The organism is Luteibacter sp. 1214 (assembly GCF_031455395.1).
GTDB lineage: Bacteria > Pseudomonadota > Gammaproteobacteria > Xanthomonadales > Rhodanobacteraceae > Luteibacter > Luteibacter mycovicinus.
Genome location: NZ_JAVDSQ010000002.1, coordinates 296,936 through 310,722 on the forward strand (window position 1 = coordinate 296,936; position 13,787 = coordinate 310,722).

A 13,787-nucleotide genomic window follows, 5' to 3' on the forward strand; every position below is an offset into this window, starting at 1 on the left:
CGCCAACGCATGGAACACATCCCTCAACGGCGCGTGAACGACACCTGGCTTGCGGCCGCGAGGAGGTCGCCCGGTAGCGCCGAGGCAGCCACCACCACGCGTTCGAAACCGACCTGTACGGCGATATCGCGCAGCCGCTCACTGCTGACGACGGCCACCGCCTGGATCAGGCGGCGCCACGCGGGAGCGATCAGGGCGCGGTGCAGATGGTCGAGCGCCTCGGCGCTGGAAAGCAGGACGGCGGAGCGCCGCGTGAGCTTGAGGAGCGGGTCGATGTGCCGACGATCCAGCCGGGGCGCCACCCGGTGATAGACGTGGATCTCCGCCAGGAGGGCACCCCGTGCCACCAGTTGCTCACGGAGCAGCCCGCGGCCCCCTGCGGCGCCGATCAGGGCCACACGGCGGCCACGGATGTCCGCCAGTTCGGGAAGATCGAGCACACCCTCGCTGTTCTGAGACGTTTCTGGGAAGCGCGCATCGGGCAGGTTCGCGGTACGCAGGGCACGCGCCGTGCCGCGCCCGACGGCGATCACCACGGCGCGCGTGGCCAGCGGCAGCACGTCGGCGGCGAAACGCACGGCGGCAGGGCTGGTGAAAATCAGGATATCGCCCTCGAGCGCACGGCGCAGATCGGCATCGACGGCGCTCGCATCCTCCGTGGCGCGCAACGAAAGGCCGGGCACGCTCACCGGAATGCCGCCGAGCTTGCGTACACGACGGCTCATCGGGCCGGCCGTGCCTGCGGGCCGGGTGATCACGACCGTGACGTTGCGAAGCGGGTGGGTACGGCTCACGTGAAAGCATCCTGCGAGTGATACGCCAGCATAGAAAGATGCGGGCCGCGTCACCAATGCCGAAGGTTGGGGCGCCATACGGATGCGAACGGATTACCTCGCCTCGTAGACTTGACCGCTTATGACCTCGATACCCGACGATCTCGCCAGCCTCGAGCGCTTCATCCTCGACGGCATCCCCCTCGCGCAGGCCATGCGGGTGCACCTCGCCGAGTTCGATGGCGAACGCCTCGTCATGACCGCCCCGCTCGCCCCCAACATCAACGACAAGGCCTGTGCGTTCGGCGGCAGCCTGGTCACCCTGATGACCCTGGCCTGCTGGAGCCTGGTCGAGGCCATGCTGCGCCGTCGTGGCAGCGACTGCGATGTCTTCGTGGCGGATTCGACGGTGCGCTACCTGGATCCGGTCTGGACCGACCTGCGCGCGGAGGCCAGTCTGGCGCCCGGCGCACGCTGGAGCTCCTTTTTCGCGATGCTGGACGGCCGCGGCAGGGCCCGCGCCGACTTCACCTGCGTCGTCCCCGGCGGCAACGGCAAACCGCTTGCCAGCATGGACGCGCGCTTCGTGGCGAAACGCCGGGCATAATGCCCGCCGACGCCTCAACGGACCCTGCCATGCGCCGACTCGCCCTGTCCTCCCTCGTGCTCGTGCTCGCAACCCTCACCGGCTGCGCCACGGACATTCGTAACCAGGCGCTCAACAGCACCCTGATGAACTACGCGGGCTCGATCCGCTGGGGCGATTTCACCGGCGCGCAGATCTATATCGATCCGGATTATGCCGAGGAGCACCCGGTCAGCCAGGTCGAAATGAGCCGGCTCGCCCAGCTGCGGGTGACCGGCTACGACGAGGGCGGCGGCCCGCGGCCCGATGGCCCGGACGATGTCGTCCAGTTGGTCCAGATCAGCGTGGTCAACATCAACACGCAGGCGGAGCGGACCGTCCTCGACCGCCAGCGCTGGCACTACGACCGCGAAAAGAAGAAGTGGCGCCTGATGACGGGCCTGCCGAACTTCACACCGCAGTGAAGCCGCTATAATCGACCGTTTAGCCCTATTGGCACGCGGAAGACCCGATGAACGACGTTTTGCAGAAGTTGCCCCAGTTCGTGAGCAACCATGGCGCGCTGGTCGCGCTTTTCGTGGTCATCCTGATCGCCCTGATCGCGGGCGAAGTCAGCGTGCTGTTCCGCAAGTGGAAGAGCCTGACGCCGGCCGGGCTCACCCAGCTGATCAACCGCGACACCCCGCTCATCGTCGACCTGTCGGCCAGCGCCGACTTCGAGAAGGCCCACATTCCGGGCGCAAAGAACGTCGCGATGAGCCAGTTCGACCCTGAAACCCAGAAGGACCTGAGCAAGGCGAAGGAGCTTCCGGTCGTGCTGGTCGACAAGGACGGGCGTGGCGTCGGCAAGGCGGCCAACCGCCTGATCAAGGCGGGCTTCGCCAGGGTGTTCGTGCTGGAAGGCGGCACCTACGGCTGGCAGGCCGCCCAGTTGCCGACAGCGAAAGGCAAACGGTAGGAGCGCGCCCCGCGCGCGATCCAGACCTGCGAAAGCGCCGGAAGCCCCTGGAGCCCCCCCCCCTGGACCGCCAGAGCGCCCCCGGGGACCGCTAGAGCCCGTGAATCCCCGCGCGCCCGCGCAGGATCGCATCGAGCACATCCGGCGCCAGATCGAACGAGTCGAAATACAGCCGGTCTTCCGGAAGACCGGCCTCGACAAAGAAGTCCCGGCCCGCCGCGATCATGGCCGGCGGCCCGCTCATGTAGAGCTCCACGCCCGTCAGGTCCGGATGGTCCGCCAGCAACGCGTTGTGGACCAGTCCCTCGCGCAACCCGCCGGCCTTCGCTTCGTCCGGATCGGACAGCACCGGCGTGAAGGTGATGTTCGGCACCTTGCTGGCCCATGAGCGCGCAAGGTCGAGCAGGTACAGATCCGCGGCGATCCGCGCGCCCCAGTAGATATGCATGGGACGGCGCGTACCCAGCGCGATGAAGTGTTCGACGATGGCCTTCACCGGCGCGAAGCCCGTACCGCCAGCCATGAACAGCATGGGACGCTCGGAGTCCTCACGCGGCACGAAGGTCCCCAGGGGCGCTTCGATCGCGAGGCGATCGCCGACTTTCAGCGACTCGTACACCCACGACGTGAATCCGCCGCCGGGGACGTGACGCACGTGCAGTTCGATGAGCCCGTCGCGGCGAGGGCCACTGGCGATCGAGAACGGGCGATGCTTGCCGTCCTCGAGGATCACATCCAGGTACTGACCTGGCAGCCAGTTCAGCCGGTCGCCCTGTAAAGGACGCAGCCAGATGCCTACGACATCGGGTGCGAGGAGGCGACGCTCGACCACCTCCGTCTCGACACGACGATGCGGGATGTCCTCGACGGAGGCGATCTCGCGAGCGCGAATGGCGATGTCGCCTTGCGGCACGGCCTGGCAGAGCAGGATCGCGTGGTGCTCGCTCTCCGACGCCGACAACGCCATGGGCGGATTGCGCGGGTAGGCGCAGTCGCCTTCGACCAGCGTGGCCTTGCAGCTGCCGCACACACCGCCACGGCAGGAGTACGGCAGCGCGATACCCGCCCGCTGGGCGGCTTCGAGTACGGTTTCGTTAGTCTCGGCGTCGAATCGCTTGCCGGACGATGTCAGGGTTACGGTGGGCACCTGCGCATTGTAGGACAATGATGGCTTGCTCATGGGACGACCCCACGTATGGCCATCTGGAAAGACCCCATCGACCTCGCTCGCATCAACGGCTGGAGCCGGGGGACGATGATGGAAACCCTCGACATCCGCTTCACCGACTTCGGCGACGACTGGCTGCGCGGCACCATGCCTGTCGATCACCGCACGCAGCAACCGTTCGGTCTCCTGCACGGCGGTGCTTCCGTCGTGCTGGCCGAGACGCTCGGAAGCTCCGCCGCCCTGCTGACGCTGGACGTCGAGAAAGAAGTCGCCGTCGGCCTCGACATCAATGCCAACCATATCCGCGGCGTGCGCGGCGGCATCGTCACGGGCACGGCCAAAGCCCTGCATCTGGGTCGCACCACGCAGGTCTGGGAAATCCGCATCGAAGAGGAACAGGGCAAGCTGGTCTGCCTCTCGCGCCTGACCATGGCGGTGATTCCATCGCCGGGTGGCGCGCCGGGAAACCTGCGCTCGTGAGCGAAAGCGCGCCGTACGCCGCCCTGTCGCCGGATGTCGTGCTGGCCGCCGTGGACGCCACCGGCACCTGGAGCGATGGCCGGCTGTTGACGCTCAACAGCTACGAGAACCGTGTGTTTCAGGTCGGCCTGGAAGACGGTGGTTTCGTGGTGGCCAAGTTCTATCGCCCGGGCCGCTGGACCGATGCCGCCATCGGGGAAGAGCACGCGTTCGCCCTCGAACTCGCCGCGGCGGAACTGCCGATGGTCGCGCCTCTCACCTTCGATGGGCGGACGATGCTGCGCCATGAGGGTTATCGCTACGCCGTGTATCCGCGCCGGGGTGGCCGCGCGCCATCGCTCGAATCGGCGGACCAGCTCGAATGGCTGGGACGGTTGCTCGGTCGCATGCATGCGATCGGTGCGCGCCAGCCGTTTCGTGCCCGTACCACGCTCGACCGGGCGACGATGATCGACATGCCGACGCGCGCCGCGCTGGGTTCCGACCTGCTGCCCGCGCATCTTTTCGATGCGTATCGCAACGCCGCGTCGCGCGTGGACGACGCCGTGGCGAACCGCATCGAAGCGGTCGGACCGGTTCACCGCATCCGCCTGCACGGCGACTGCCATCCGGGCAACGTCCTGTGGACCGACGCCGGCCCGCACTTCGTCGACCTGGACGACGCGCGCATGGGACCGGCCGTGCAGGATCTGTGGATGCTCGCGGGCGACGACGCCATGATGGATGCCTTGCTCGAAGGCTACGGCCAGTTTCGCGACTTCGACCCGACGGAGCTGGCGCTGGTGCCCGCACTGCGCGCGATGCGCCAGGTGCATTACGCCGGCTGGATCGCCGAACGCTGGCACGACCCGGCTTTCCCCGCCGCGTTTCCCTTCGCGGCCGAGTCCCGCTGGTGGGAACAGCACATCGCCGATCTGCACGACATCGCCGACGACCTTTAATCACATCTTTTCGCTTTCTCGTGGAGACCGCTTTGAATTCTTTCTTCACCCGCATCATCGCCGTGTTCGAAATCGCCGGCGGCCTGTTCGGTCTGGTCCATCAGTTCGAGCGTCTGCTCAACGGACGCTTCAGCGGTGTCGATGCCATCGTTGCCGTACTGGGCGTGCTGCTTTTCGGCTTCATCCTCGTCGCCGGCGTTCTGCTGGCAAGTAACGACGGTCGCGGCACGCAGATGTCGATCTGGGCCCAGTTCCTCCAGGCCCCGCTGATCGCCACCCCGATGTTCAGCTATGCGCTGTCCAGCGGCGCCTTCGCCAATCTCTCGGTCACCCTGCAGCGCTCGCCGCACCTGGGCTTCGACTGGGCGATCGCGGAGCATGGCTGGTTGCTCGCCCTCGGCGGCCCGTCTGCCGCGCATCTGGGAATCAACCTGCTGGCCCTCGTTTCCTGGCTGGTGCTGCGCTTCGGCCGCTGAGCCCCGGTATCATGGGCGGATGAATACGCCAGCCCTGCCCGTCATCCGCCTCAAAAACGACCGCGTCCCCGGCCATCCGTGGGTCTGGTCGGCCCAGATCGTCAAACCCGACGACCGCCTGCCCCCCGGCACCGTCGTCGAGGTACACGATGCCCGGGGTCGCTTTATTGGGCGGGGTTTCTGGAATGGCCACGCCCGCGTGGCCCTGCGCCTGCTCACCACCGACGCGGACCAGTCGATCGACGAGGGCTGGATTGCCGCCCGCATCGCGCGCGCCGTCGAACTGCGCCGCGAACTGCTCCGTCTGGACGAGGTCAGCGACGCCTGGCGTGTCGTGCACAGCGAAGGCGACGGCCTTTCCGGCCTCGTCGTCGACCGTTACGCCAATCACCTGGTGGTCGAGTATTTCGCCGCCGGCATGTGGCGCTTCCGCGACGCCATCCACGCCGAACTGCAGAAGCACTTCCCGGGCGCCTCGCTGTACTGGTTCGCCGAGCAGCACGTGCAGCGCCAGGAGTCCTTCGACGTCCGCTCCAACGAGCCGCCGACCGCGGTCGATGTGCACGAACACGGCCTGTCCTTCCATGCGGCGCCGGGCCTGGGTCACAAGACCGGCTTCTTCGCGGACCAGCGCGACAACCGTCGCCGCTTCGCGCAGCTGGCGCGTGGCCGCCGCGTGCTCGATCTGTGCTGCAACGCCGGCGGCTTCGCCGTGCACGCGATGAAGGCCGGCGCCCGCGAGGCCACCGGCGTGGACGCGGACGCCGCCATCCTCGAGGTCGCCCGTGAGAATGCGCGCATGAACGGCGTCGAGGCCACGTTCGAACAGGGCGACGTCTTCGAATGGCTGCGCGCCGCGATCGACCGTGGCGACACCTGGGACGCGATCGTGCTCGATCCGCCCAAGCTCACCCGCGACCGCAACCAGGTCATCAACGCGCTGAAGAAGTACTTCGCGATGAACCGCACGGCGCTCGACGTGCTCGCACCGGGCGGCATCCTGCTGACCTGCTCGTGCACGGGCCTGGTCGGCGAGGACGATTTCCTCGAGATGATCCGCCGTGTCGCCCTCAACGCGGGCCGCGAACTGCAGGTCCTTCACGTCGACGGTGCCGGCGCGGACCATCCCGTGGCCAGCAACGTGCCCGAGAACCGCTACCTCAAGGCGGTGTTCTGCCGCGTCGGCTGACGAGGCGTTCACCGGGCCTTGATCGCCCGCTGGCCCACACTCCGGGCCATGTCCAGGAAGCCGCCCACCGACGCCCTCGTGGTCGTCACCGCCGAACAGGCCCACGCGAAAGCGGCGGGCCTGGTGTATGTCTGCGACACCGACGCGGGCATCACCCGATGCAAGCGCGGGCGGGCGTTTTCCTACCTCGACGCCGAAGGCAAGCGGATCACCGACGAGGATGTGCTTGCCAGGATCCGTGCCCTGGCCATCCCCCCGGCGTACACCCGCGTCTGGATCTGCCCGAACGAACGCGGCCATCTGCAAGCCACCGGACGCGACGCCCGCGAACGCAAGCAGTACCGCTATCACGCGAAGTGGCGCAACGTCCGCGATCGCGGCAAGTTCGAACGTGTCCTCGAGTTCGGCAAGGTGCTGCCCGCCCTGCGACGTCGCCTTAGCAAGGACCTGGCCCTGCCGGGGTTGCCACGCGACAAGGTGCTTGCCCTGATCGTCAGCCTGCTCGAGGAAACGATGATCCGCGTGGGCAACGATACCTACGCGAAACAGAACAACTCGTTCGGCCTGACCACCCTTCGCTCGCGGCATGTAGCCGTCCATAAGGGGCGCATCGAGTTCCACTTCCGCGGCAAGAGTGGCCAGTGGCGCGACGTGGAGCTGGACGACCGTCGGCTGGTGAAGATCGTGCGCCGCGTGCAGGAGCTGCCCGGCCAGCGCGTCTTTCAGTACCTCGACGACGAGGGCAACCGGCAGCCGGTGGATTCCGGCATGGTCAACGACTACCTGCGCAGGGTGACGGGCGGGGAATTCACCGCCAAGGATTTCCGTACCTGGGGCGGTACCGTGCATGCGGTCGCCACGCTGGCGGCAACGCCGCTACCGGACAAGGGCGGTCAGGCGGCCCTGCGCACGACGCTGGCGGGCGCCGTGAAAGAGGTGGCCGCCGTGCTCGGCAATACGCCTGCGGTCTGCCGCGCGTCTTACATTCACCCCGAGGTGTTCGAGGGGTGGCTCGTCGGCGAGCTCCATCGGCATGTGCCACCTACCGGCCTCCATGCGCCGCGCAAGTTGGAAGCACTGACCCTGGCTTTTCTGCGACGGCGCCTTCGTGCGTCCGCCCGCTCCCGCTGACGCATGCGGATGGCTATAGTGCGCACACGGGGTTCGCGTTCCATTTTCCAGAGGTTGGTTTGACGATGTCGCGGTGGAAGGTGTTTCCCGTCATGTTCGGTCTGGCGACCGTGTCCGGTGCGCTGGCCCAGGAGGCGCCCGCCGCGCCCCCTTTCGCTCTCCCCGATGCGCAGAGCCACCGTGGCGTCGTCGACGACACGTGGATCGTCGCGCCGAAACGACTCCCAGGCGCGACGCTCGCGGCGGTGAAGAACTACGCGGATGAAGGTGACATCGCCGCCGGCGTCTCGCTGCGCTATCACATCGATGGCGCGGACTGGATCATCGCCGACGTGTTCATCTACCCCGCCGGCGAAGGCGATGCGTCGAAGATGCTGAAACAGGCCGCGGACGACTTCCGCGAATCGGTCGACTTCGCCGAGCGCCAGCAGATCTACCGCAACGTGTGGTGGGGAGACGAGGCTCCCTATACGGCGTCGCTGGCGGGTGGGAAGAAACTCGAGGGGCGGTTCCTGCCGATCGTGTTCGATGCGCAGCAGGACATGCTGACCTCGCGCGCCTACCTGTTCTATCGCAAGCTGTACTTCGTGAAGATTCGCCTGAGCACGACGGTGGAGGCGGTCGATTCCCTGGCCGAGCGCGCCGACAAGTTCATCGGCAACCTGCTCGACGGCGTCGATATCGTCAGTGTGGGCGGCTGCGGCAAGAAGATGGACATCATGGCGCTGCCTAGCGGGCAGACCGCCCCGGCGGATTTCACCGACAGCGTGAGCCCGGACGGTTTCGGCATCGCCATCAGCATGTCGAAGGCGGGTGGTGCCACGTACGCCACGCAGATGACTAGGGCGATGGCGGTTGCCGCGCGTCGGCAGCTCGCCACGGGCTGCACGTCACTCAACTACAAGCCGCCGGGTGACGACAGTGTGCGCGCGGTGCTGCACTTACGCTTCGGGCCCGAGGACTGGGGTGCCGCGCCGCGACACTGATCGGAAGAAGCGGCCGGGACGCGTCCCACGCCCGGCCGCTGTCGGTCACCGTGGCGAGTCGTTCTCAAATCCTTGAGCCGACCCGCCACCGGCGGCGACACAGACAGCATGACGGTCGTTGCCGCTTTGGCATATAGAAGAATTCTGAAAAATCGCGCGGATCGCAAGCGACCGCCTCTCCACGTCGCCCCGACTGTCGTGCCTTGTAAACTGTCGTCTTCACCCCGCCGAGCGAGCCGATGACCACGAAACCGCGACCGTTTTCCATGATCCGCGACTTCGCGCTGGCCGACTGGTTCACGCTGGGCAACGCCGCCAGCGGCGTGGGCGCCTTGTTCTCGACCATGACCTACCTGCAGGAAGGTGGCGTCTGGCACCTCTACATGGCCTCCGGCCTGGTGCTGCTGGCGCTTATTTTCGACGTACTCGACGGACGGATCGCGCGCTGGCGCCAGCGCGCGTCGCTCATGGGTCGCGAACTGGACTCGCTGGCGGACGTCATCTCGTTCGGCGTCGCCCCCGCCGTCATCGGCTACGGCTGCGGTATGCAGGGCGGACTGGACCGCGCCATCCTGCTGATGTTCGTCTGTTGCGGCGTGTCCCGCCTGGCCCGATACAACGTCACCGCCGAAGCGCACGCCAACGAGGAGGGCAAGGTGACGCACTTCGAGGGCACACCCATTCCGACCTCGATTGTCCTCGTCGCGGTGCTCTGCGCCGCGGCGGCCACCGGCGCCCTGCACGAACGGATGTGGCTCGGTAGCGTCCAGATCGCCACGCTGGGCCTGCATCCGCTGGCCCTGATGTTCGCGGTCTCCGGAGCACTGATGGTCAGCCGCATCCGCATTCCGAAGCTCTGACCGGGCAGGCGCCGATCCTGCTCAGGCCGTGACCGGCCGCGCCGGTTCACGGCGCCATGCGCGCAGGCCGATCACCGCCAGCACCACGAATCCCGCGTACAGCACGGCCGTGACCGGCAGTGCCTTGTAGACGTATTCACCGACGTAGAGCACGTCGACGACGATCCAGAGCCACCACGCGGCGACGTGTCGTCTTGCCTGCCACCATTGCGCGACGAGGCTGAACGCGGTGAGCCCGGCATCAAGCCACGGCAAGGAGGCGTCGGTCCAGCGATGCATCGCGTAACCGAGGGCCAGTGCCGCCCCCGCGCCGACCGCGAGATGTGTAAACGCACTCCGACCATCCAGATCGGCGACGCGGACGTGACCGCTCCCATCCAGATTGCGTCGCCAGCGATGCCAGCCGTAGAGGATCAACAGGGCGAAAGCGATCTGCAGCAGCGTGTCGGAATAGAGCCTGGCGTCGACGAAGATCCACGCGTAGGCGATGACGGAAACCAGCCCCACCGGCCAGCACCACGGACTGCGTCGCGCCGTGAGCCACACGGCGGCCGCGCTCACCAGCGCGGCCGCCAGTTCGAACCACGACAGCTCAAAGTTCATAGGTCACCGAGAGACGGGCCAGGCGCGGCATGCCGGGGAACAGGTAGGCGTCGCCGCCCGAGGTCCCCGTGTCGCGCCAGTAGAAGCGATTGAAGACGTTATCGACATTCAGACGCCATGTCATCGCATGGCCGCTCACCGTGGTCGCGTAACGAAGCCCGGCATCGAACACATGGTAGCCGGGCACGCGCGTGGCGCCGTCCGGCGTCGCCACGTTGCTGCTCGCGTAACGCCAGCCGCCCAGCACGGCAAGCCCCTGAACGAAGGGCAAGCTGTAGTCGGCGTACACGGCGGTGCGCCAGCGTGGCACGTTGACCACCTGGTGATCTTCATAAGACGGCGCACCGGTATTCTCCGCACGCGCGCGGATCGCATTGCCACTCGCCGTAATGCGCAGCCGGTCGGTAACCTGCCCGGCCAGATTCAACTCGATGCCCGTATGCACCTCCTGTCCCTGCTGGACAAAAGTGAAGCCTTCCGCCGTGTCATCCGGACGAGCGAACTGATACGACTGGCGGATGCGATACAAGGCGACCTGCAGGTCGAGCACATCGCTCACGGCATATTTCACGCCCGCCTCGACCTGGCGCGAATGCAGCGGTGCGAGCGTCGTGCCGCCGTTGGAGGTCCAGTAAGGCGCTTCGCGACCGAGCGAGATGCCTTCGCCGTAACTCAGGTACGTCGTCAGCGGCGTCGTCGGCTGCCACAACACCGCTGCCTGCGGCAGCGTCTTCGTCTCGCGTGTATCGCGCTCGAGTGCGCCGGTGTCGTCGTAGGCGCGCTCGTCCAGCTTGACCAGACGCGCGCCGGCCAGAACCTGCCACTGCTCACCCATGTGGATGCGATCGATCGCGAACAACGTGCGCTGCCAGCTGGTCAGGCGACGCACGGACGCGCCGGGCTGGTTCGGCGACGGGTCGAAAACGGGCACGACGCGATCATCGATGTTCGCCGTGCCGACATAGTCGTAGACGTAAGGGCGCTGGTCGACCGTGCGACGGAAAGCACTGGCGCCGAGGTTGATCTCGTGATCGAGCGCACCGGTGGCGAAGCTGCCCGTGACCACGCCACGCACCTCGTCGTTCTGACGCGTGTCGTCGGGGCTGCGGTAGTCATAGACGTCGTAGTCACCGTTCGGTGCGAAGAAGTAACCGGGTGTGGCACCCGATGCGCACGACTCGGCGTAGAAGCACCCATAGGCGAAAGCGACGTTGTCGTCGATTACCGTATGACTGTGACCCGCCGACACCTGCGCGTTCCATGTGTCGCTGAAGCGGTAGTTGAAGCGGAGCGACGTGTTGCTCGAATGGATACCTACCGGTCGCTGCCAGGGCTGGTAGCCGAGCAGTCGGGTGCGACTCGGGTGCGCCGGAATCGACGTTCCACCGAGCAGCTGATAACCCGATGCGGAATTGCCACCGCTTGTCTGGTAGTCGGTATCGAGGAGCAAGGTCGCCTGTTCGTTGATTTTCCAGTCGGCGCCGATCGACAAAAAGCTGCGACGCCCGTCGGTGTGTTCGATGGCGCCGTGCGTCTTTTCGTTGGCGGCATTCACCCGCACGCCGAACGACGGGGTAAACCATGTGCCAAGGTCGAGCGCTTCGTAGCTCGAGCCATGCGAGTCGGTGCCCAGCGTGAGGTTGTGCACCTCGGCTGGACGCTTGCTGACGTAATTGACCAGGCCACCCGGCTCGACCACGCCCGCTTCGAGACCGCCGAGACCCTTCAGCACTTCGATGCGCTCCTTACCCTCCAGCGCCTGCAGCTGCTCCGCGGACATCATCATGCCGTTGAAGCGAAAGCCTGTCGCGAGATCCAGCGGAAACCCGCGGATGGATACGTCCTGGTAGTAACCCGCCGGCGCGTAGTTGTCGTTGATCGCCGCGTCTCCGCGCACCAGCTCGCTGAGCGTGCGCGGCTGGCGATCGTCGATCTGTGCGCGGGTGATCACAGTGATGGCGGCCGGCGTGTCGTGCAGCGCCGCGCTGCCGAAGCTGCCGAAGGTGTCCAGCTGCGAGTCCGCGGCGTGGTAGCCGTCGGTCGCCGACGCGTGCACGTCGATGGTCGGCAGGGTGCGGGCCTGCTGCGGGGCGGCATGGTCGTCCGAGGCCTGGGCCAGCGGAGCAAGGGCGAGCAGGGCCAGGGCGAGTGGGGTACGGGCAAGAGTCATCGTCGTCTTCGGGTTCACGGACGAAGCGACGGCGAACCACGCCGCCCGACAGGGCGTTTGTGGTTCTGCAAGCTCCCTACGCCGGTACTAACCGGGTCAGGTTCCAAGGGACTCTCTCAGCCCGGCGTATGCCGGGCACCCCCGCTTCTAGAACGCCTATTGAAGCACGAAATGTCAGCGCGCGTGACGGAGGGCGTCGAGCAGTCCCTGCCCTTCGGTCCCGGCGAACCAGCAGGCATGGCCCAGCAGGAAGGTCCGATAGGCCACGTCGGCGTGATCGCGGCGCCGCGTGATGCCTTCGAAATACTCCACTTCGGACAGCGCGAAATCCACGTGGACGACAGGCAGGACGTCGGCAAGCGCGGCCAGGTCCGCCGGATCGAACGGCCGGACGGACCGATAGCCGTCGAGCAGGCCGAGAGCCAGATCGATACGGGCAATCCCGCCCCGTTCGATGTCGAGCCACGCGATGGCGTTCCGCTCGATCGCCGTAGCCAGGTCGAACAGTGCGAACGTACGCGCGGACAGGCCGAAGTCCAGCACGTCGGTGATTCGTCCCGCATCGCTCGCGTCGCTCCAGCAGAGATTGGAGACGTGCCAGTCGCCGTGAGTCCACAAAGGCGTTTGTCGCGCTACGGCCAGGGCCGCAGCCTGCGTCCAAGGGCCGAGAACCGTACCCACCTCGTCCCGCCAGTCGCGCTCGCTCAGATAGGCGGCGAGCGCCGGGCGTCCGGGCATCTGTCCGGCCAGTACCGCGACGGGGTCAGCTGCCGAGAGCATCTCGGCTCGGGCGACCAGCAGGTGGGTCCCCCGCTGCGGCGCATCGTAGCCTTCCGCCGCAAGGTGCAGCCGCGCGAGCATCGCACCCGCGGCATGCGCGTGCGCGGCGCCGCCCGCGGGCGACCACGAAAACGCATCGCGGTAGATATCGTTCCCGGTCGCGGAGCGATGCACTTCGTAGACCCAGTCGCCCCTGGACACCGAGGAGCGGCCGGCCGCATCAGCGAAGATGTGCGGGACGGGGATACCGCCGGCCCGCAGGTGCGTCGCGAAGCGATGTTCTTCGGCCAGCGTCCGCTCGTCGCGCAGACTCATGTGGTGCCGTTTGACGAAGACCTCGCCGGCCGAGGTGCTGACACGTGCCGCCGCCGACAGCGGGCGGGGACTGTGCCAGACGATGGCGTACGGCCCCTTCAACGAAGGGTAGCCGTCGAGCAGGGATGCCACCTCGTCTTCCGTCAGCGGCGGCCAGTCCGGTGCCTGCTGGTCGCCCGCGAGGCCGTGAGAAAGGTGGACTTCGTCGCTCATTCCGCCAGTGTATCGGACCCGCCATGCCCGCCTCACCCGCGCGCGGAAACGGCAAATTTACCAATTCGCCGTTTATTCGATGGCGAGCGGGCCGATAACCCTTCAAACTAGGCATGCCGATCGCGGAAAGCGTCGCTACCGACTGCTCCGATCGGCCA

The 13,787-nt window shown here is 66.9% G+C and carries 15 protein-coding genes and 1 riboswitch; of the genes, 10 read left to right on the top strand and 5 right to left on the bottom strand.

Annotated elements, in window-relative coordinates; genetic code table 11:
- Window positions 1-23: 23 nt before the first annotated feature.
- Window positions 24-794: a uroporphyrinogen-III synthase gene (locus J2X57_RS05920; RefSeq protein WP_036110068.1), complete on the bottom strand. Its 771-nt coding sequence runs from the start codon at window positions 792-794 to the stop codon at window positions 24-26.
- Between the two features lie 121 nt (window positions 795-915).
- Between J2X57_RS05920 and J2X57_RS05925 the strand changes: the two genes are divergently transcribed.
- Genes J2X57_RS05925 through J2X57_RS05935 form a run of 3 tightly spaced genes read left to right on the top strand, consistent with a single transcriptional unit; the run spans window position 916 to window position 2,317 of the window.
- Window positions 916-1,380 (top strand): YiiD C-terminal domain-containing protein, encoded by a 465-nt coding sequence (locus J2X57_RS05925; RefSeq protein ID WP_079520360.1) that lies wholly within the window; start codon window positions 916-918, stop codon window positions 1,378-1,380.
- 29 nt (window positions 1,381-1,409) lie between these two features.
- A complete protein-coding gene (locus J2X57_RS05930; RefSeq protein ID WP_079520359.1) occupies window positions 1,410-1,823 on the top strand; it encodes a hypothetical protein in 414 nt (137 codons plus the stop codon).
- Window positions 1,824-1,870: 47 nt separating this feature from the next.
- Window positions 1,871-2,317: a rhodanese-like domain-containing protein gene (locus tag J2X57_RS05935; RefSeq protein ID WP_036110059.1), complete on the top strand. Its 447-nt coding sequence runs from the start codon at window positions 1,871-1,873 to the stop codon at window positions 2,315-2,317.
- Between the two features lie 91 nt (window positions 2,318-2,408).
- Here J2X57_RS05935 and J2X57_RS05940 read toward each other — a convergent pair whose 3' ends face one another.
- Complete coding sequence (locus J2X57_RS05940; RefSeq protein ID WP_043696135.1) at window positions 2,409-3,497, bottom strand: 2Fe-2S iron-sulfur cluster-binding protein; 1,089 nt, start codon at window positions 3,495-3,497, stop codon at window positions 2,409-2,411.
- A gap of 15 nt (window positions 3,498-3,512) precedes the next feature.
- Here J2X57_RS05940 and J2X57_RS05945 point away from each other — a divergent pair, with 15 nt between their 5' ends.
- The 7 genes from J2X57_RS05945 to pssA all read left to right on the top strand — a co-directional run bounded on the left by J2X57_RS05945 (window position 3,513) and on the right by pssA (window position 9,548).
- Complete coding sequence (locus J2X57_RS05945) at window positions 3,513-3,965, top strand: hotdog fold thioesterase (RefSeq protein ID WP_043696138.1); 453 nt, start codon at window positions 3,513-3,515, stop codon at window positions 3,963-3,965.
- Window positions 3,962-4,906: a serine/threonine protein kinase gene (locus J2X57_RS05950; protein WP_043696141.1), complete on the top strand. Its 945-nt coding sequence runs from the start codon at window positions 3,962-3,964 to the stop codon at window positions 4,904-4,906. The genes J2X57_RS05945 and J2X57_RS05950 overlap by 4 nt, the downstream gene beginning before the upstream one ends.
- 32 nt (window positions 4,907-4,938) lie before the next feature.
- Window positions 4,939-5,382, top strand: a complete 444-nt coding sequence (locus tag J2X57_RS05955; protein ID WP_036110047.1) for a hypothetical protein — start codon at window positions 4,939-4,941, stop codon at window positions 5,380-5,382.
- A 19-nt stretch (window positions 5,383-5,401) separates the two neighbouring features.
- The gene (locus J2X57_RS05960; RefSeq protein ID WP_043696144.1) at window positions 5,402-6,571 is read left to right on the top strand and encodes a class I SAM-dependent rRNA methyltransferase; all 1,170 of its coding nucleotides are present in this window, start codon (window positions 5,402-5,404) and stop codon (window positions 6,569-6,571) included.
- Window positions 6,572-6,619: 48 nt separating this feature from the next.
- Complete coding sequence (locus J2X57_RS05965) at window positions 6,620-7,702, top strand: DNA topoisomerase IB (protein WP_052191409.1); 1,083 nt, start codon at window positions 6,620-6,622, stop codon at window positions 7,700-7,702.
- 65 nt (window positions 7,703-7,767) lie between these two features.
- The gene (locus J2X57_RS05970) at window positions 7,768-8,688 is read left to right on the top strand and encodes a hypothetical protein (RefSeq protein ID WP_309864863.1); all 921 of its coding nucleotides are present in this window, start codon (window positions 7,768-7,770) and stop codon (window positions 8,686-8,688) included.
- 239 nt (window positions 8,689-8,927) lie between these two features.
- Window positions 8,928-9,548, top strand: coding sequence for a CDP-diacylglycerol--serine O-phosphatidyltransferase (gene pssA / locus J2X57_RS05975; protein ID WP_036110038.1), 621 nt, complete (start codon window positions 8,928-8,930; stop codon window positions 9,546-9,548).
- 21 nt (window positions 9,549-9,569) lie between these two features.
- On the opposite strand, the gene pnuC is transcribed toward pssA, so the two are convergent.
- The 3 genes from pnuC to J2X57_RS05990 all read right to left on the bottom strand — a co-directional run bounded on the left by pnuC (window position 9,570) and on the right by J2X57_RS05990 (window position 13,629).
- The gene (pnuC, locus tag J2X57_RS05980) at window positions 9,570-10,139 is read right to left on the bottom strand and encodes a nicotinamide riboside transporter PnuC (protein ID WP_043698370.1); all 570 of its coding nucleotides are present in this window, start codon (window positions 10,137-10,139) and stop codon (window positions 9,570-9,572) included.
- A 1-nt stretch (window position 10,140) separates the two neighbouring features.
- Window positions 10,141-12,321, bottom strand: coding sequence for a TonB-dependent siderophore receptor (locus J2X57_RS05985; protein WP_309864865.1), 2,181 nt, complete (start codon window positions 12,319-12,321; stop codon window positions 10,141-10,143).
- A 56-nt stretch (window positions 12,322-12,377) separates the two neighbouring features.
- Window positions 12,378-12,474, bottom strand: a riboswitch (TPP riboswitch).
- A gap of 21 nt (window positions 12,475-12,495) precedes the next feature.
- Entirely contained in the window at window positions 12,496-13,629 is a 1,134-nt protein-coding gene (locus tag J2X57_RS05990) for a phosphotransferase (RefSeq protein ID WP_309864868.1), read from the bottom strand.
- Between the last annotated feature and the right edge of the window lie 158 nt (window positions 13,630-13,787).

Excerpts from the sequence above, each read along its gene's own strand:
- J2X57_RS05940 (WP_043696135.1), bottom strand. The coding sequence starts at position 3,497 with ATGAGCAAGCCATCATTGTCCTACAATGCGCAGGTGCCCACCGTAACC.
- J2X57_RS05930 (WP_079520359.1), top strand. The coding sequence starts at position 1,410 with ATGCGCCGACTCGCCCTGTCCTCCCTCGTGCTCGTGCTCGCAACCCTC.
- J2X57_RS05925 (WP_079520360.1), top strand. The coding sequence starts at position 916 with ATGACCTCGATACCCGACGATCTCGCCAGCCTCGAGCGCTTCATCCTC.
- J2X57_RS05960 (WP_043696144.1), top strand. The coding sequence starts at position 5,402 with ATGAATACGCCAGCCCTGCCCGTCATCCGCCTCAAAAACGACCGCGTC.
- J2X57_RS05985 (WP_309864865.1), bottom strand. The coding sequence starts at position 12,321 with ATGACTCTTGCCCGTACCCCACTCGCCCTGGCCCTGCTCGCCCTTGCT.
- J2X57_RS05945 (WP_043696138.1), top strand. The coding sequence starts at position 3,513 with ATGGCCATCTGGAAAGACCCCATCGACCTCGCTCGCATCAACGGCTGG.
- J2X57_RS05965 (WP_052191409.1), top strand. The coding sequence starts at position 6,620 with ATGTCCAGGAAGCCGCCCACCGACGCCCTCGTGGTCGTCACCGCCGAA.
- J2X57_RS05970 (WP_309864863.1), top strand. The coding sequence starts at position 7,768 with ATGTCGCGGTGGAAGGTGTTTCCCGTCATGTTCGGTCTGGCGACCGTG.
- J2X57_RS05990 (WP_309864868.1), bottom strand. The coding sequence starts at position 13,629 with ATGAGCGACGAAGTCCACCTTTCTCACGGCCTCGCGGGCGACCAGCAG.
- J2X57_RS05935 (WP_036110059.1), top strand. The coding sequence starts at position 1,871 with ATGAACGACGTTTTGCAGAAGTTGCCCCAGTTCGTGAGCAACCATGGC.
- pssA (WP_036110038.1), top strand. The coding sequence starts at position 8,928 with ATGACCACGAAACCGCGACCGTTTTCCATGATCCGCGACTTCGCGCTG.